General features: G+C 40.0%; 17 protein-coding genes. 9 read left to right on the top strand and 8 right to left on the bottom strand.

Features of this window, described 5'->3' with window-relative positions; translation table 11 throughout:
• Window positions 1-372: 372 nt before the first annotated feature.
• On the bottom strand, window positions 373-1,254 hold the full coding sequence (locus PSPO_RS15845; protein WP_010558180.1) for a GGDEF domain-containing protein: 882 nt from the start codon (window positions 1,252-1,254) through the stop codon (window positions 373-375).
• Window positions 1,255-1,446: 192 nt separating this feature from the next.
• A complete protein-coding gene (locus PSPO_RS15840; protein WP_010558181.1) occupies window positions 1,447-2,289 on the bottom strand; it encodes a LysR family transcriptional regulator in 843 nt (280 codons plus the stop codon).
• 136 nt (window positions 2,290-2,425) lie between these two features.
• On the opposite strand from PSPO_RS15840, the gene rimK reads away from it, so the two are divergent.
• The 5 genes from rimK (at window position 2,426) to PSPO_RS15815 (ending at window position 6,798) form a co-directional block, all read left to right on the top strand.
• Window positions 2,426-3,331: a 30S ribosomal protein S6--L-glutamate ligase gene (gene rimK / locus PSPO_RS15835; RefSeq protein WP_010558182.1), complete on the top strand. Its 906-nt coding sequence runs from the start codon at window positions 2,426-2,428 to the stop codon at window positions 3,329-3,331.
• A gap of 20 nt (window positions 3,332-3,351) precedes the next feature.
• Window positions 3,352-4,386: a succinylglutamate desuccinylase/aspartoacylase family protein gene (locus PSPO_RS15830; protein WP_010558183.1), complete on the top strand. Its 1,035-nt coding sequence runs from the start codon at window positions 3,352-3,354 to the stop codon at window positions 4,384-4,386.
• Window positions 4,383-4,814, top strand: coding sequence for an ATP-dependent zinc protease family protein (locus tag PSPO_RS15825; RefSeq protein ID WP_010558184.1), 432 nt, complete (start codon window positions 4,383-4,385; stop codon window positions 4,812-4,814). The genes PSPO_RS15830 and PSPO_RS15825 overlap by 4 nt, the downstream gene beginning before the upstream one ends.
• A gap of 131 nt (window positions 4,815-4,945) precedes the next feature.
• Entirely contained in the window at window positions 4,946-5,836 is an 891-nt protein-coding gene (locus PSPO_RS15820; protein WP_010558185.1) for a mechanosensitive ion channel family protein, read from the top strand.
• 14 nt (window positions 5,837-5,850) lie between these two features.
• Window positions 5,851-6,798 carry a zinc transporter ZntB gene (locus tag PSPO_RS15815; protein ID WP_010558186.1) on the top strand — a complete coding sequence of 316 codons (948 nt, stop codon included), beginning with the start codon at window positions 5,851-5,853 and terminating at the stop codon, window positions 6,796-6,798.
• Between the two features lie 9 nt (window positions 6,799-6,807).
• Here PSPO_RS15815 and PSPO_RS15810 read toward each other — a convergent pair whose 3' ends face one another.
• The gene (locus PSPO_RS15810) at window positions 6,808-7,635 is read right to left on the bottom strand and encodes a LysR family transcriptional regulator (protein WP_010558187.1); all 828 of its coding nucleotides are present in this window, start codon (window positions 7,633-7,635) and stop codon (window positions 6,808-6,810) included.
• Window positions 7,636-8,186: 551 nt separating this feature from the next.
• Here PSPO_RS15810 and PSPO_RS15805 point away from each other — a divergent pair.
• The 3 genes from PSPO_RS15805 (at window position 8,187) to PSPO_RS15795 (ending at window position 9,023) form a co-directional block, all read left to right on the top strand.
• Window positions 8,187-8,447 (top strand): hypothetical protein, encoded by a 261-nt coding sequence (locus tag PSPO_RS15805; RefSeq protein WP_010558188.1) that lies wholly within the window; start codon window positions 8,187-8,189, stop codon window positions 8,445-8,447.
• On the top strand, window positions 8,447-8,758 hold the full coding sequence (gene maoP, locus PSPO_RS15800; RefSeq protein ID WP_010558189.1) for a DUF413 domain-containing protein: 312 nt from the start codon (window positions 8,447-8,449) through the stop codon (window positions 8,756-8,758). The genes PSPO_RS15805 and maoP overlap by 1 nt, the downstream gene beginning before the upstream one ends.
• 64 nt (window positions 8,759-8,822) lie before the next feature.
• Complete coding sequence (locus PSPO_RS15795) at window positions 8,823-9,023, top strand: hypothetical protein (protein WP_010558190.1); 201 nt, start codon at window positions 8,823-8,825, stop codon at window positions 9,021-9,023.
• A gap of 123 nt (window positions 9,024-9,146) precedes the next feature.
• Here the strand turns inward: PSPO_RS15795 and PSPO_RS15790 are convergent, their stop codons facing one another.
• The 4 genes from PSPO_RS15790 to PSPO_RS15775 all read right to left on the bottom strand — a co-directional run bounded on the left by PSPO_RS15790 (window position 9,147) and on the right by PSPO_RS15775 (window position 13,653).
• A complete protein-coding gene (locus PSPO_RS15790) occupies window positions 9,147-10,058 on the bottom strand; it encodes a two-component system response regulator (RefSeq protein ID WP_010558191.1) in 912 nt (303 codons plus the stop codon).
• Window positions 10,055-10,453 (bottom strand): response regulator, encoded by a 399-nt coding sequence (locus tag PSPO_RS15785; protein ID WP_010558192.1) that lies wholly within the window; start codon window positions 10,451-10,453, stop codon window positions 10,055-10,057. Before PSPO_RS15785 ends, PSPO_RS15790 begins: the two co-directional genes overlap by 4 nt.
• A gap of 2 nt (window positions 10,454-10,455) precedes the next feature.
• Window positions 10,456-13,107 carry a PAS domain-containing sensor histidine kinase gene (locus PSPO_RS15780; RefSeq protein ID WP_010558193.1) on the bottom strand — a complete coding sequence of 884 codons (2,652 nt, stop codon included), beginning with the start codon at window positions 13,105-13,107 and terminating at the stop codon, window positions 10,456-10,458.
• Between the two features lie 150 nt (window positions 13,108-13,257).
• Window positions 13,258-13,653, bottom strand: coding sequence for a DUF2391 family protein (locus PSPO_RS15775; RefSeq protein WP_010558194.1), 396 nt, complete (start codon window positions 13,651-13,653; stop codon window positions 13,258-13,260).
• Window positions 13,654-13,892: 239 nt separating this feature from the next.
• On the opposite strand from PSPO_RS15775, the gene PSPO_RS15770 reads away from it, so the two are divergent.
• Complete coding sequence (locus PSPO_RS15770; RefSeq protein ID WP_010558195.1) at window positions 13,893-14,387, top strand: MarR family winged helix-turn-helix transcriptional regulator; 495 nt, start codon at window positions 13,893-13,895, stop codon at window positions 14,385-14,387.
• On the opposite strand, the gene glnD is transcribed toward PSPO_RS15770, so the two are convergent.
• A complete protein-coding gene (glnD, locus tag PSPO_RS15765; RefSeq protein WP_010558196.1) occupies window positions 14,384-16,930 on the bottom strand; it encodes a [protein-PII] uridylyltransferase in 2,547 nt (848 codons plus the stop codon). The two genes, PSPO_RS15770 and glnD, sit on opposite strands and share 4 nt — an antisense overlap.
• Window positions 16,931-16,969: the final 39 nt, after the last annotated feature.

The following is a 16,969-nucleotide window of genomic DNA, read 5'->3' as shown; positions in this document are numbered from 1 at the left end:
ATGTAAATGATGTGATAGTAGAAATATGTAATGTATTTTTCATAACGCCAACACGTTAACAAACCTCTACAAATTTCACAATCAAAGATTGAGATTAACTACCGAGATGTAAACCATAACTAACAAACCCTCTGATTCTATTTATACGGTAGCTAATGTAGTTTTTAGACAAAACAGAACAATTAAGGTGGGTTATGCGAAATAAATGAATGATACAGATTTTGTGCTTCTGCAACGTTATTTTTCCTAACATCCATGTCGGGTAACACGGGTCGAACACAGCAATAAACGTACGCTTGATCAGAATAAATTGAACGGCAACGATAAACAGATCCCTACAAACAACACCATTATCCAACCTATTTAATTCAATTAAGCTATCACGAAGCTAGTGCCTTCAACTTCTTTTGCCAGATAAACTGCTTGGTCTGCTTTCTTGATAAGCTTTTGCGGGATTAAGGTTACATGTTCTTCTTTTGAGGTCGAAACAGCACCTATTGAACATTTAATTTCAATTAACTGTTCATTTAGTTGCTGCGGCTGCGCTAAACACTGCACTAATTTTTGGCAATACTGCGTCAGCTCAGATTCAGGAGTATCTGGCAGCAACAAGGCAAATTCGTCGCCGCCAAGTCGCGCTAACGTATCAGTTTCTCGGCTAACCGACGACACAATTTTAACAAATCGCTTTAATAGCTCATCGCCTATATCGTGGCCGTAAGTATCATTAATCGGTTTAAAATCATCGAGATCAAAATACAATAAACTAACCGCTCGCTTATTGCGCTTTGCCATTTTAAGCGCTTGCTTGCAACGGTCTTGAAACAATAACCGGTTTGCAGCGCCCGTTAGTGCATCATAATGGGCAAGCTTTGTTAGCTCTTGATTGAGCTTAAAGTCTTGAAAAACGGCTTTAATACTATGTTCAAGCAAACCAATAGTAGCTGCAGGTAATGGCAACAAATCGATAGTTAAATGATTGGCGTTTGGCACGCTAAAACCATTAAAGTCGCGCGTTACTACCAGCACAGGCAGTAACGTGTTTACTTTATTCAAATAATTGTACAGCGCTCTGAATTTACGCTCGGTAACAATAATAAGCGACGGGCTATTTTTAACAATATCACTCGATTTATTGAGAATGCATACACTATCAAACGACAGCGTTGTGAGCTTGAGCGTGCACTCTAACCAATGGGTTATTTCTTCTGACTCGGTAAAAATACCCACTTGACGGATTTTCGGATTATTCATAAAGACGCTAAAAACTATTTTTGTTTTTGCTCATTATTAAATAAAAACAAAACATTGCCTACGAAAAAATAAGATGAAAAAAATCTTCAGAATTTTGACTTTAAAACGGTTAACTTATAGGCAGCAATAAAAATAAATTTTCAATATCAAATTTTTGATAAATAAAATTTATTGAAAATTCCAGCTTACAAATTAGTTGCGCACGTATGGGAATAACATAAGCGCATCTTGCACCAACTGCTTCTTATGACTTTTTGCAAGGTAAATAGCATAGATATCGCGGCTATATTCAGGTGCTCCCTCAACCGCATGTAATTTACCTTTGCGAATATGCTCAAAGCACATTTGTTTTGGTAAGTAGGCACAACCCGATGCCTCTAAAATAAAGTTTAGCGCGATGCGCGGTTGACTCATATGATGGCGAATAGCATTTAACTCGCTGTAATCACGTAAAATTTGACTGTTTACCGACTCACCATAATCAACCATAACCATATTCTCAATATTGTGTAATGTCATGTCACGATCAGTCGACACTAGTTGCAAAGGTACAGTTGCGACCTTCTCGTTCACTATGTCTTCGGTAAATGGTGGTTCGAATAAAAACGCGATATCCACTAAACGGCTAATCACTTGTTTTCTGAGCTCTAATGGCGAATATGTATGGGTATATAAATGAACGTCATCTAGATTTCGGTGAATTTTTTGCAGCCAATCCTGCAGTACAATATCCCAAATTGACATCATTGAACCAACAAACAATTGATAAGCGTTAGGCTGAGCAACTCCGACGTCTTGTTTCAGCTTTTGCCACATAATTAGCATTTCATTGGCATGTTTAACAAGGCGATAGCCTTCGGCGGTAAGCTTTAAACGTTTTTGTGTGCGATCAAATAACTGTACACCGAGCTCTTCTTCCAACTGTTTAATTCGGCTACTAACAGCGGCTTGCGTTAGGTATAAGTTATCGGCTGCGACTCGCACATGTAAGGTTTGGCTCACTTCCAAAAACGTCGTTAAAAGCTCAATTTTCATTCAAAAACACCTTTTCAATAAAATTATTTTATCAACTTGTGATTTTTATTTTGTTTTTCTTTTTAGATATTTTCAACTAATTTTCCTACCATAAATTTGATTGGACAAATAAACGCCAAAATAAGGATGCCAAATTATGAAAATTGCTATTTTATCTCGAAATGAAAACCTATATTCAACCCGCCGCTTAAAAGAAGCGTGTATCGCACGTGGCCATGAGGTTGATGTTATTGACACATTACATTGCTACATGGATATCACCAGTAGTCGCCCTGCGGTGCGTTACCATGGTCAAGAGCTACCAAAATACGATGCGATTATTCCGCGTATTGGCGCATCAGTTACTTTTTATGGCACTGCGGTTGCGCGTCAATTTGAAATGATGGGTACATTTAACGTCAATGAATCGGTAGCCATTAGCCGCTCTCGCGACAAATTACGTTCATTACAGTTGCTATCGCGTAAAGGCATTGGTCTGCCACGCACAGGATTTGCAAGCAAGCCAGACAACATTAAAGACTTAATTAAAAATGTGGGTGGTGCGCCTTTAGTAATCAAACTTTTAGAAGGTACCCAAGGTATTGGTGTAGTACTCGCTGATACAGCAAAAGCAGCAGAAAGCATTATTGAAGCGTTTATGGGCTTAAAAGCTAACATTCTCGTGCAAGAGTATATAAAAGAAGCTGGCGGTGCTGATATTCGCTGCTTAGTTGTTGGTGGCCGTGTTGTTGCAGCGATGAAACGCCAAGGTGCTGAAGGTGAATTCCGTTCAAACTTACACCGTGGTGGCAGTGCTGAACTTGTAAAATTAACCAAAGAAGAGCGTGCAACTGCGGTTAACGCTGCCAAAGTAATGGGGCTTAACTTCTGCGGTGTAGATTTACTGCGCTCACACAATGGCCCTATGGTTATGGAAGTAAATTCATCTCCAGGCCTTGAAGGCATTGAAAACGCAACGGGATTAGACGTGGCAGGTAAGCTCATTGAGTTTATTGAAAAGACAGCTAAGTCTGGTTCAACAAAAACCAAAGGACAAGGTTAATTAACGTTATTGGAACAGTTATGAACGAATTGATTATTGGCGAACACACAATTATGCCTGGCGAAACAAAAAAAATTGATTTGCCAGTAGCCAAATTGTACACCGATGCTGATGTGCACTTGCCGGTACATATTATTCGCGGTAAGAAAGCGGGCCCAACAATTTTTATCAGCGCCGCGGTGCATGGTGATGAACTGAACGGCATTGAAATCATCCGACGCCTTATCAATTTAAAAGGCTTTAAAATTTCAGCAGGCACCTTAATTGCCGTGCCTATGGTGAATGTATACGGGGTGATCAACCAAAGCCGCTACATGCCTGATAGACGCGATCTTAACCGCAGCTTTCCTGGGTCAGCGAAAGGCTCATTAGCAGCACGTGTCGCTAATATTTTCTTAAAAGAAATTGTTAGCCACTGTGATTACGGTATTGATTTGCATACAGGTGCTATTCACCGCTCAAACTTGCCACAAATTAGGGCGCAACTAGCGGATGAAGAAACCTTAGCGCTTGCTAATGCATTTGGTGCACCAGTAATTTTAAATTCGGAAATAATCGATGGTTCATTGCGTGATGCTGCGGTTGATAACGGTACTAAAGTATTGTTATACGAAGCAGGCGAAGCACTGCGATTTGATGAGTTTTCAATTCGCGCCGGCATCAAGGGCATCGTTAATGTACTGCGCCATTTGAAAATGACACCAAAAGGCAGAGCACGGAAAAAAACGGTTAACCAATTTGTCGCCAATAACAGCGGTTGGGTACGCGCAACCAGCAGTGGCATTGTCACCCATTTATTTAACTTGGGCGACCAAGTTAAAAAAGGCCAAGTACTTGCGGAAATCGGAAGCCCGTACGGCGAGATTTTAACGGAAGTACTGGCAAACAAAAGTGGCGTCATTATAGGTAAACAAAATATACCTTTGGTACAAGAAGGCGAAGCCATGTACCACATTGCTTACTTTAAAGAAGATGATGAAGAAATTGCTGAACATATTGGCAGTGTTGAAGAAGAACTTGTGAACCATATTGTGAACAGTGAAGGATTGTTATGAATAACAGAATAATTATCGGCCACGTAGAAAACATTGATCTACCCGATTTAGGCATTACGCAAATGACAGTGCGCGTAGACACAGGCGCACAAACGTCATCGTTGCATGTTGATAATATTCAGCGAACTAAATTGGATAAAAAGCCAGCGGTATCGTTTGATATTCACCCTGAAATTCATAACGTAGACAAAACCGTACGCTGTACCGCTATTTTGCATGATATTCGCAAAGTAAAGTCATCGAATGGCATGACCGAACAACGCTATGTAATTAAAACGCCTGCGATACTTGGCGAGCATAAGTGGAATATTGAAATAACATTGACTGATCGCTCAGATATGACCTATTTAATGTTATTAGGTCGACAAGCGATGGGCGATCACTTTTTCATTGATCCTGCAAACGGCTTTGTCGCCTCGCAAAGTTAATGGTAATAATACAGCTAGACGTGTGCGCCTGTGGCGCTGCGTGCTAGCTGCAGCCAACGCGGATTGTAAATTTTCCTGTGCGTACTGATTGCTGTAAAATAGCAAAAATTCCCCCTAACAAGGACTTATTAATGTTAGAACAAGTTAAATATTGGCTCAATTTTCCACTATTTAAATTTAATGAGCGTGTTGTCACGCTGATTGAAGTGCTCGCCGTTCCGCTTTGGTTAATCGCCAGTGTTTGGCTTTCCCATGTCATTATAAAAATGATTGGTAAACGCCTAGCTAAGAAAAATAAAGACCCTAACATAGTGCACTTAGTACAGCGCATTTTGTATGTGGTGGCGCTCGCAATTATTTTTATGACAACCCTTTCAATGATCAATGTGCCGATCACTGCATTTGCGTTTCTTTCTGGTGCAATCGCGATTGGTTTTGGTTTTGGTGCACAAAACATTATCAATAACTTTATTAGTGGTTGGATTTTAATGGGCGAAAAGCCAATCCGCATTGGTGATTTTTTAGAGGTCGAAGGCGTAAAGGGGGTAGTTGAAGAAATTAACACCCGCTCAACACGTATTCGCCGTGTTGATGGCGTTCACATGCTGATCCCCAACAGCAAGTTATTAGAAAACACAGTGACTAACTGGACCCTACGCGACAAATTAGTGCGCGGTACAGTAGCTGTAGGTGTTGCCTACGGTACCGATTGTAAAAGTGTCAAACGCATTATGTTAGAAGTTGCCAACGCGCAACCAGAAACACTAAACGAAGATGGCCGGGCACCATTAGTTTTTTTCCAAGACTTTGGCGATAACTCGCTGCTGTTTGAAGTGTATTTTTGGATTAACTCGCAAGTTGAAGGTGGCTTACGATTAGTTGCCAGCAATATTCGATTTGAGTTAGATGAAGCGTTTAAAACATCAGGTATTACAATTGCATTCCCGCAACGTGATATTCACCTTGATGGCACACTTAATATTGTTAATAAGTCAGAACCGACTAACAAAGCTGACAGCTAACTTAGGACATAACCATGAAGCATGATTTTATAATTGAAGGTTGGCAACTCAATCACAACGACAGACCTAGTGAAGTCACGTCAGAACAGCAACTAGCAGAGCAAAATTATTGGGTGCACTGCGATCGCTCATCGGCTGAATTTGAACATTGGTTAGAATCCCTTGGTTTTGATGAATCAATTATTGAATCACTGCTTGCCACCGATACAAGACCGCGTTTTCAGCAAATTGATAAGAACAGCTTTTTCCTTATTTTAAGAGGTGTAAACCTAAATACCGGAAAAGAGCCAGACGATATGTTAACTGTGCGTTTGCTTTACACGCCTGAGCGTGTTGTTACGTGTAGCATTCAGCGCTTACGTGCAATTGAAGCGATGGCATCTCAGTTGAAGAAGAATAAAGGACCCGACACCCTTGAATCATTGGTAATTGAGTTATTAAGTCAGCTAAATGCTAAAATTGAATCTGTAATTGAGCCTATTGAGCAATTTATTAACGCCCAAGATAACGATGCGTTTAGCTCAGATGCCATTGCTGAGATAAGTGTTAAACATCGTAAATTGCTGCGTTTAAATCGCTTTTTAAAGCCGCAACTGTATGCGCTATCGGCATTGAGTAAAAACAATGTGGCGGCATTTAATGACTATCATGTAGAGCTTGCGACCGAGCTTGATACCTTGTCTCGCATTGTCGACACCATCGATTTCTACATTGCGCAAATCGACGTAATTAACAACCGCATTTCGCAAATTAACAGCGAAGTGATGAACCGCAATACCTACATACTGTCGATCATCGCAGGCATTTTCTTACCACTTGGTTTTTTAACCGGGTTATTCGGTATTAATGTGGGCGGCATGCCTGGCGTTGATAACCCTCATGCCTTTTATTGGTTTTGCGGTGTGTTAACAGGCATAGGTGTTGTTGCATTAGTGATGTTTCGCCGTTGGAAATTCCTATAGCTAATACGCTTAGCTATTTGCGAGTAAATTACAAAGTTCATCTGTCAGCGCCGAATGTGGCGCTGATTTTTTATAGGTCAAATAAACTGGTCGCTTTAACTGCATGGTGCTGTCTATATTGAATAAACGCCCTTCTACTATATAGGTTTTGACAAGATCACTCGGTAAATACGCAAAACCACCATTGGCCAACATCAAATCTAACGCTATGGTTGCTGCTGAGGTGCGATGACTCGGTTGCACTTTATGCTGAGCAGCATGCTCTTTGGCAAACGTAATGCCCCAATCAACATAAATATAATTGTCGCATGTTTCACTGAATTCAGCACAACTACCAACCAGCGAAATATCAAAATCACCAACATGGGTATTAATAAAATCACTGTCTTTAATGGGGTCAGTTAAAAAAGCAAGTTGCAAACTTTTATCATCAAGTTTACGTTGGATTGCCTCTCGCACTGAAATTTCCGTACCGACCACAACCGAGTCAAATACCGTGTTCATTTCATTCATATGAGAGCACAAATATGCATCCCATACATTGGGTGTTGCTGCGATATTAAATACCGTTTTTTGCTCACTGGCTAAGCCCACCATGGCTTTTGATTGCGCAATTTGCTCAATCACCAGATGAGCATAAGGCAGTAACGCATTACCCGCAGGCGTTAAGCTCAGGTTATTTTTATCGCGAATAAATAACGGCGTGGCATAAAACTCTTCAAGTTGTTTTATGCGTGCACTCACTGCAGCTTGGGTAATGTATAACTGCTCAGATGCTTTGCCAAAATGTCTATTTTCCGCAACCGCAATAAACGTCTTAAAAACCTTAATATCCATACTTTCACCTATTAAACCAATTCGCAATAACACTTAATCTCTTAGAGGGATAAAACCCGCAGCCATTTGTTTTAAATTTACATTTAAAACAAATAGGTAACGCAATTCATTCTATGATATCAACGACGTTTTATTGCCGCAAAACAGCGTTATTAATTAGGGTCTGTTGACCTTTCAAGTTCGTTTTTGCAGCAGTTTGATTGGGTTTTATACAAGGCAGAGGCTTCGTGGCATAGTTATTCTATGTGAGCCAGCCGATAACACAGTAGAAAAGCCAATCAAGCGCTGCCGAACGGTTCTTTTGAGCGCACTTTTCTCATTGTTGCTCGATATTCGCTTAGATTACTAGGCCACACATCGAGCGCCGCGATAAAAGCACGCTCAAACAGAACAAAAATAGAACAGCAAAGATCAACAGACCCTAGCAAATTAGTATTAAAACCGCAGCCAATAATTTAAAGATTTTTTGTTATATCGACAATAATTATTTGCTTTTCATTTCGCTTAACAAGCCCTAAATTGAGCGCAGAAGTTAACCCAGAGGACTGGCAATGAAACTCACTAAAATGGTCGCGCTCGGTTTGATTGTATCACTTAGCTCGACGTTTGTTATCGCTGAAAATAGCACAAAGGCACCGCCTTCAATTGCGTTAAATTACTTGGAATATTGCCAAGATATTCTAGCGGAAAATGACGGCGAGCATGAGACTAACTTATTGAACTGTGTGAATACTGAGCTTGAAGGTTCAGGATTTGACACATTCGCCACATACAGTGAATTACTCGCGTATGTGGGTTTAGGTGAAGACTAATGGAAACGGCAATCCGACAAGGCAAAATACCGTTTTATGCCAGCGACACATTTCCTTATGGTTTGTCACGCAGCGGCTATTTCAGTATTGGCGAATCAGAAGAGCTGATTAAATACGGTGATACCTTATATGGCCTGCATAACGGCTTGTTATCGCCAGAAAATGCCGAAGAGGCGATGTTTGTCGCAGAATTAAACAGCGATGAAACCGCCACCCTTGACGCTGTAAAGTTATGGAAAAAATTTCTATTGGCGATTACAAAAAGCAATAGCTTTTACAGTTTATCGCCAAGTAAAAAAGCGGCTTTTTAGCCGGTATTATCAACCTTAATCGTTGTTAACAAACACGAAGCAATGAGATAGAAGGTAGTAAAAAATGGATATTGACGTATCTGATTTTGACTATGATGATGAGTTGGAAGTTAAATATCAAATCTCCTACACATCGGGTAAACCAGCGCCAATGAAAGTGCACCGTAAAAAACGGTTATCACCTTGGCAGCGTATAGAATTGTTAAAAGACGAAGCTAGGCTCAACAAGCAAATTGCCGATAGCCACTTTGATTATTACGATTAAATTGAATTAGCAATACGTTCTAGGTAATTAACAACTAACCTCCAAGACTGGCGTTTTATGAGTAGAGCGTCACCTTGGCGGTTATTTTCATCTCATCTCTAACCCCATCAGCAAGTACTTTAATTAGTCGTGCTTACGTTTATTTTTATACATCGCGGTGTCGGCAGCTTTAATAAGCTCAGCAACGGTGTAGCCATCTTGCTCATACAAGGCAAAACCAATGCTCGCAGAAAGTGCGACTTTCTGTGCCTGACCATCAACGTCAGTAATATAAAACTCATCACAAATCGCATTAAGTTGCTGTTGGCTTGCTTGCTCAGCATCAGCGGTGCTTTTAACATGCGGCAACAAAGTAACAAATTCATCGCCACCAAAACGCGCAACAAAATCGGTAGAACGACTAAATAGCGTTAAGCGATTAGCAACATGTTGCAACAACTGGTCGCCCGCATCATGGCCAAACTCATCATTAATGGGTTTAAAGTTATCCAAATCTATAAATAAAATGGCGAACATTTCACCGTAACGCTGTGCGTGTTCAACCAGCTCTTCAAGTTTTAAATCCAGTGCTTTACGGCTATATAATTTGGTTAGCGCATCACGATTTGCTGAGTTTTCAAGTATTTGTAAAAGGTGATGACGTTCTTTAGAAAAGCGAATGACTCGCTGCAATAGCGACGATGTAAGCTCTGATTTAGGCACATAATCTTGCGCCCCAAGTTGAATCAGACGATCGCCCATAGCTTCGTCAGCCACGCCAGTGACCACCACAATAGGCACTGATTGTGCGCTGTGTTTTACCGTTAACATGGTATTAAAACCATCACTGTCCGTGACGTTCAAATCCATAATAATTAGGTCAGGCTTAAAGTTTTCGAGCGCTTGAACCAGTTTCGTCAGTGAATCAAAAGTCATAATTGAGTGACTAATAATTTTATCACTCTTTAGTGCATTCCTAATCAGGTAAGCATCATCGCTGTCATCTTCAAGCAAGTAAATCAGATGATTAGATTTATACTTTTGTTGATCATTCATGTTTTATTGATCCTTTGCCAGTAATTCAACAGCGAGCTTAAGAATTCAATGGTTTCATTTAAGCCTTGTGGCTTTCGCACGTAGGAATTAGCACCATACTGATACGACAACTCAATATCATGTGGGCTATTTGAATTAGAATATATCACGACCGGTAAGTTATTCGCGTGTTTATTTTGTTTAATTAACTTTAGTACATCAAAGCCGCCGCATTGCGGCATATTTAAATCGAGTAACACTAAGCTATTCGTGTTTGCAAAAGCGTCAATAGATGAAACAAACTCTCTACCATCATCAAAATGCGTAAGCGTTTTTTCATCATCGACCTTTTTTAGCGCCTGACGCATGATGTAAGCCTCATCGGGATCATCATCAATTAAAATTAAATTCAGCATTACTACACTTCTCTTGGCAAATTAATAATAAACTGGGTGCCTGATCCCTCGATGCTCTCACAGCGAATTTGCGCGTTATGTACTTTGATTATTTGTGCAACAATCGCAAGACCAATACCACTGCCCTCATATTTTTCTCGCGTATGCAGCCGTTTAAACGGTTCAAAAATCCGTTTTGCATGGCTTGGGTCAAGGCCAATGCCCTTATCTTCAATAATAATTTCAACTGACGATTCACGCTCAGTTAGCCGAATATTGATTTCAGGTATGTTATCTGGCTTCGTAAACTTAATTGCATTAGCGATTAAGTTTTGCAGTACCTGTTCAAATAATCCCACGTCTGCGGTAATTAATTGCTCTGGGTTGTCGCATTCAATTTCTGCTTTGGTTCGAAAAATACTCAGCTCAAGGTTTTCGAGCACCGGTGTTAACACCGTATTAAATGATACGGTTTCAAACGACAAAGCGTTAGTGTTAATGCGCGATAGCTTAAGTAAATCTTCAATCATTTTACTTAACCGCTTAGCAGCTAACTGCAATCGCTCAAGTTCAAACTCACTATCTGGGTCCGATTTGAATTGACCTTGTAATCGCTGATAAATCGACTCGCTAAATGCTGATATTTTTCTTAGCGGTTCTTGTAAATCGTGTGATGCAATAAAGGCAAACTGCTCTAAATATTCGTTTGATGCTTTTAATTTACCTAAGAATTCATTTTTGTCGCTTACATCAACAAATGTGCCTAGCATACGTTTGGGCTTACCAAACTCATCGCGATCTAATACGGAATCCACTGAATAGCACCATACCCAATGACCATTTTTATGGCGAAAACGGTATTCTAAAAAGTACTTTTCATTACCGGTTGATTGAGTGATCAGTTCCATATGTTCGACCATGCTCGCGCGATCATCTGGGTGAAACTTTTCCATCAAATCAATATCATTTGCGAAGTCATCTAACTCGTAGCCGAGTAACTCCGTATAAGTTTTATTAATTCGCTCATTTTGCAGCGTTTCAAGATTAAAAATATAGAAACCACACACAGAACTATCTAACAAGCTCTCTAAAAAGTAATGACTCTCAGCGAGCTGACGCTGCGCTTCTTTTTCCGAAGTAATATCTACCGCGCTACCAATAAGATAAGTACTAGACGTATCTCCAGGTTTTTTCACCGGATAAAGTGAGGTTTTAAACCAGCGCGCATCACCTTCAAATGGAATATGTTCTACATATTCGATCGGCGCGTCTTGCTCAACGCAAGTTAAATATTTTACGTGTAAATGCCGCTTAACTTCGTCAGGAAAAAACGTAATTTCTGACAATCGTTTATTTAAGATTTGCTGTTGCGAAATTCCCGTCCATTTAAGTGCGGTATTATTATAGGTAGTGAATTTAAAGTCGTTATCTATGTATTCAACCACCCAAATGCCATGATTTGTGCCCATGTATAAGGCGTCTAAGAATTGTGTACGCTCATCAAGTAAACGCTGTGCTTTTTTCTGCTCGTCGATATTTCTAAGCGCACCCGACATGGTTATGGGGTTACCAGTACTATCACAAATTGAATCCCCGCGCGTTAAAAACCAACTGTACTCACCTTTGGCATCGCGACCTAGGTATTCAACTTCATAACGTTCTTTTTTTTCTAAGTGCGCATCTACAGCGCTTTGAACCATTTCTTTAAAATCAGGGTGGATATGATTAAACCAAGTTTCATAGTTCGCCTCTTGGCTCTCTGGCACACCGATTAACTCAAATAGTTTTGGCGACCACACTTGCTTGCCGGTTTGAATATTCCAATCCCAAATACCATCATTAGTGGCTGAGGTCGCTCGCGCAAAAAGCGCATTTGACTCAACTAATTGTTGCTTTAATGCCGCCACTTCTTTTAAATCTTTTAACGTAATGAGCAGCTGCACTTCACCTGCATACTCTTTTTTGGTCAGAATAATTTCAACAATTTGGTTTTTCTTATCCGTTTTGATTTGGCCGACAAAGCTAGCATTTTCGTTAAGCTCAAGGGTTTTTCCACTCGATTGAATAATGGTTTCAAATTCTTGGCTATTTGCTTTTAAATAAGTACTGAGCTTGCCATTTATATCGCCAAAATCTGATTTAAAATACTCATTTGCAAACACCACATCACCCTGCTCATTTGCCAATAAAAAATTAAGCGGCAGCGAATCCAGCATCCATTTCGTTTGAATATGACCTTCGAGTAAACTCGTTAATTTTTTGTTTTCTTGGCGGGAATAACCATACTCCGACTTAATGCCTTCGTATTGCGAAATAGTGGGTACTTTAAGTAGTTCAGGTAACAGTTTGTACAGATAAAACGCAGTGGTCATCGACACCACTGCCGTCACCGCTTTTGCCATGCCATGATAGCCATACACCCCTTGCCAGATAGTCCAAATGCCAAATAAATGAGTGATACCGCAAAATAAAATAAATAATGAGAACAGTAAAAACACATTGTTATAGCCAATATCATTGCGCTTTTTCATAAAGATAACGAGTGCAACGGGAATCGAAAAATAGGCGGTTGCTATTAGTAAATCAGAAACGACATGGGTCCATAAAATATGAGGTTGCCATAAATAACAGTGACCATGGGGCATGTAATCACCGCGAAAAAACTGCTCTGTCATCGTGCTCAACGGAAATCCCTTACATTTGCAGTAGGTTTACATTTGAGTATGGCAGATAGCCTTACAAATACAATTTGAAGGCGGGTTTTTATACGTTAAATCAAGGGTTAAATTAACTGTAACGCGAAGCGAAAACGTCGTTATAAACGCCTATTCTTTATCGAAACTATCAACAATAATCGCGCCCATTGACGCTGGCATTGAAATCACCACAATGCGTTTGAGCGCAACAAGGGGTTCTGTAAGAAGTGGCAATTTATTAATACTTAAAAGTACTAGCGCCACAATAAAAAACGTAATGACATAGGCAAAAATAATACGCGACACAAACAATAAACGTCGCGTACGGATATTTCGTTGAAATACGCTTTCAAACGTATATAAACTTAAAAATAGAAACGATAAACTCAAAAGCAGCAATAAATTGGTAAACGGTAATATCTGTGCAAGCTGCCAGGCTTCTTCTGAAAATGAAATCGGCACTGCAAGTGCGAATGCACCGACACAAATCTGAATAATATCTTCAAAATTAAAACTGCTTTTCATCATGATTTTATCGCTGCTGTTGAGTGGTGGTTTTAAACGCCTAAGTTCAAGTTAAATAACTCATATACAGATAGCAAGGGAAACCTGTCTGCTATAAACGTAATTTGTGTTTTTTTAATGAGCGATTGCAATGTTATTTTCAGCCATCTGTTTAAAGCTATGTTTTGCACGTGGCATTTTTGATACCATCACCCAATAATTTAAATTTCCCGTTCAAAACGCGAGTTACTACTTTAGCCATGGAAAAATACGAAGAACTGTTAGTGTCAATCCGTAAAGTGATTAGAGCTATTGATTTACACTCTAAACAACTTAATAAATCGTCTGGATTAACCGGCCCACAGCTGCTGATTATGCAAGAAATTGCCCGCGTTAAAGGTATTACCGCAAGTGCAGTTGCAAAAGAGATTAACCTAAGTGCCGCCACTGTAACGAATATCTTAGACCGTTTAGAATCCCGTGATTTAATTGAGCGTGTGCGCAGCAATGAAGATAAACGTCGCGTTAGTTTGTTTTTAACCACCAAAGGCAAAACATCATTAATTGATGCACCGCAACCACTGCAAGAACACTTTATTCAAAATTTTTGTGCACTTGAGCAATGGGAACAAAGCCTGCTGCTTTCTTCAATGCAACGTATCGCTAACATGATGGATGCAACTGACCTTGATGCAGCGCCAGTACTTGAAATTGCCCCGATGACAGTAAGTTCTGAAGGCGAAAATAAAAATTAACTTAATTTGTAGCCAAATGCGTCGATCACTTGGCTACGCAAATCCTCTTTTAAACACTCATTATTGCTATCTGATAGCAAAAATACACTTTCTAAACTTTCGCCTAATGTAGTCACCTTTGCTGAATGAATAGACAAGGTTAAGTTGCGAAACACCGAACAAATTTTATCAACGTACGTAGGGTTATTAAGCGTCGTTACTTTGAGCAGTGTTCTGTCCCGTTTTGGTGTTGGAATAAACTCCACCATTGGCTCTGAGTCAAAACTTTTAATCTTTTTAGCAACCGGTAATTTACAGCTTTTATGACCAGACTCGATAACACGTTCGATTTGGCTAATAACCCGTTTAATGCGGTAGCTTTCACTTAACTGTTCATCATTTACATCGAGCACTCGAAAAACTTCAAGCACGTTGCCGTCTTTTGTTTCTAACAGCTCAGCATCTTTAACACTCACTTTCGCTTGAGTGAGCGTATTAAAAATATCAACAAAGAGTTTTTGCCTGTTAGGCGTATACACTACCAAGGTTGAACACCCAATTTGGTCACTCTGCGTTAAAAATACCAAAGGAAATTGACTGGCATTAACAACTTTGGCAGTAATTTCAGAGAGCTCTTTGGCACTTGTAAATGTGAAAAAACTATTAGGCAAGGTTGACCAAAACTGAGTGACATCCTCCAGTGCAACATCGCTGTTAGATAGAATAGTTTGTGCCTGCGCTTTATTTTCGCGGATCACTGTTCGCTGCTCGAAAATACTTTGCCCATCGGTTTTAAATGCTTCGCGACTTGCCAAGTAAAGTTGCTCTAATATGGCGGCTTGCCAGTCGTTCCAAGCATCTTCATTAGTCGCCATAATATCTGCTACCGTAAGCGTATACAGGGCATTTAAGCGCTCTAACGATTTAACCTGTTTGTTTAAGCTGCGAATCGTACGCGGGTCGTAAATATCTAAGGTGCGACTGGTGTTAATTAACAATTCTTGGTTTTCAATCAACCACTCTATTAACTCCACCGACGCATTTTTTAAATTGTGGAATGCGGCAAACTCTTTTGCCAAAATTGCGCTGGTGCTATGACTTTCACTATCTTGTGAACCGGCTAAATGATGACAAAACGCAGCAAGCGATAACGCCAATTTATTTTGCACACGGCCATAAGCAATATGATAGGTTTCGTGATCACCTTGATGATTTGCAAAGTCAGAAATATACGACACCGTTTTATACACATGTTCGTCAACCGTATAGGCATTATGAATATCAAACTGCATACGCCCTTCGGTTTGCGCCCATTGCGTCGCATACATTTCTAAAACCCCGTAACGGTGCATTAAACCCAGCACTTTTTTCAGCGTTTTAGGCTGTTCAAACAGGCGAATAAATTCTTCGCGGCAGCTTTGATAATCTTGTAATTCACCCAATAAGCGATGCCTTACTTTTCGCAGCAACTTCAAAGTATTAGACGATATTCCTTTGGCTTTAGGATGATTTGCCAATAAGCCAAATAACTTGATCACTTGAGACTTATCAATAAACACACTTGATGAGTTAACATCGACCAAGCCATCAACAATGGCAAAATTTTCATTTACTTGCAGTACTTCTTGTTTGCTATCACGCGAAATACACAGGCTCACATTCTCACAGAGAATTTGATTAAGCTCTTGCAATCGGGTCATGGCACGAAATAGCTGCCGCATCATGCGTTCGATTGCCTGCTGTGCGCTGTCTCCACGACCAAACTTTAGAAATTCCGCAACATCAGCTTGGTATTCAAATAATAATAATTCTTGCGGGCGATTAGCCACACAGTGCAGCGCCCAGCGAATACGGCAAATAAAGTCGTGGGCTTCAATTAGCTCAAACTGTTCATCTTCTTGCAACAGTTCGCCATGCTCAAATAAACCTGCGTTTGATAATTTTAAATGTTTGCGCGCAACCCAGATAATGGTTTGAAAGTCACGTAAACCACCGGGATTAGTTTTTATGTTTGGTTCAAGGTAGAGTGCGGTGTTGAGTGCCTTTTCATGGCGAGCTTGTTGCTCTGCGAGCTTTGCCTGAAAAAAGTCAAAGTCGCTGAGTGTGGTTTCATCGTACAAAAAGTTTAGTAACGACTCTGCATGCTGTTTATTGCCATATAAACAGCGAATATCAAGTAAATTAGTCGCTATGGTAATATCTTCGGTAGCGAAACGTTTAGCTTCTGCTAAATTGCGAACGGAATGGCCAATATCCAATCCTAGATCCCAAAGACCAGTAACAAACTGCCTAACTTTATCTTCGGGAAATTCACTCGCATCATCTGGCGTGATAATCGCAATATCAATATCGGAATAAGGATGTAATGTTGCACGGCCATAACCGCCAACGGCATTGAGTGAGCAAGACGAATTAACTAAGCCACATTCACGCCACATATCAATTAGCATTTTATCCAATTCATCAGCGCGTTCATGTAGCAACGAACTGATAGAGCTAGAAAAAAAACGCTCATTTTGCGAACTGGTTAGTTTATCTAATTGATCTTTGTATATCGTTCTCATTCCTTGCTTCCTCTCAGATTAATTACGTTTAATTAAACT

This window comes from Pseudoalteromonas spongiae UST010723-006, from assembly GCF_000238255.3.
GTDB classification, from domain to species: Bacteria; Pseudomonadota; Gammaproteobacteria; order Enterobacterales; family Alteromonadaceae; genus Pseudoalteromonas; species Pseudoalteromonas spongiae.
Note: the sequence above shows the minus strand (reverse complement) of the source record. Positions and strands in the feature narration are given on the sequence as shown.

Excerpts from the sequence above, each read along its gene's own strand:
- PSPO_RS15845 (WP_010558180.1), bottom strand. The coding sequence starts at position 1,254 with ATGAATAATCCGAAAATCCGTCAAGTGGGTATTTTTACCGAGTCAGAA.
- PSPO_RS15840 (WP_010558181.1), bottom strand. The coding sequence starts at position 2,289 with ATGAAAATTGAGCTTTTAACGACGTTTTTGGAAGTGAGCCAAACCTTA.
- rimK (WP_010558182.1), top strand. The coding sequence starts at position 2,426 with ATGAAAATTGCTATTTTATCTCGAAATGAAAACCTATATTCAACCCGC.
- PSPO_RS15830 (WP_010558183.1), top strand. The coding sequence starts at position 3,352 with ATGAACGAATTGATTATTGGCGAACACACAATTATGCCTGGCGAAACA.
- PSPO_RS15825 (WP_010558184.1), top strand. The coding sequence starts at position 4,383 with ATGAATAACAGAATAATTATCGGCCACGTAGAAAACATTGATCTACCC.
- PSPO_RS15820 (WP_010558185.1), top strand. The coding sequence starts at position 4,946 with ATGTTAGAACAAGTTAAATATTGGCTCAATTTTCCACTATTTAAATTT.
- PSPO_RS15815 (WP_010558186.1), top strand. The coding sequence starts at position 5,851 with ATGAAGCATGATTTTATAATTGAAGGTTGGCAACTCAATCACAACGAC.
- PSPO_RS15810 (WP_010558187.1), bottom strand. The coding sequence starts at position 7,635 with ATGGATATTAAGGTTTTTAAGACGTTTATTGCGGTTGCGGAAAATAGA.
- PSPO_RS15805 (WP_010558188.1), top strand. The coding sequence starts at position 8,187 with ATGAAACTCACTAAAATGGTCGCGCTCGGTTTGATTGTATCACTTAGC.
- maoP (WP_010558189.1), top strand. The coding sequence starts at position 8,447 with ATGGAAACGGCAATCCGACAAGGCAAAATACCGTTTTATGCCAGCGAC.
- PSPO_RS15795 (WP_010558190.1), top strand. The coding sequence starts at position 8,823 with ATGGATATTGACGTATCTGATTTTGACTATGATGATGAGTTGGAAGTT.
- PSPO_RS15790 (WP_010558191.1), bottom strand. The coding sequence starts at position 10,058 with ATGAATGATCAACAAAAGTATAAATCTAATCATCTGATTTACTTGCTT.
- PSPO_RS15785 (WP_010558192.1), bottom strand. The coding sequence starts at position 10,453 with ATGCTGAATTTAATTTTAATTGATGATGATCCCGATGAGGCTTACATC.
- PSPO_RS15780 (WP_010558193.1), bottom strand. The coding sequence starts at position 13,107 with ATGACAGAGCAGTTTTTTCGCGGTGATTACATGCCCCATGGTCACTGT.
- PSPO_RS15775 (WP_010558194.1), bottom strand. The coding sequence starts at position 13,653 with ATGAAAAGCAGTTTTAATTTTGAAGATATTATTCAGATTTGTGTCGGT.
- PSPO_RS15770 (WP_010558195.1), top strand. The coding sequence starts at position 13,893 with ATGGAAAAATACGAAGAACTGTTAGTGTCAATCCGTAAAGTGATTAGA.
- glnD (WP_010558196.1), bottom strand. The coding sequence starts at position 16,930 with ATGAGAACGATATACAAAGATCAATTAGATAAACTAACCAGTTCGCAA.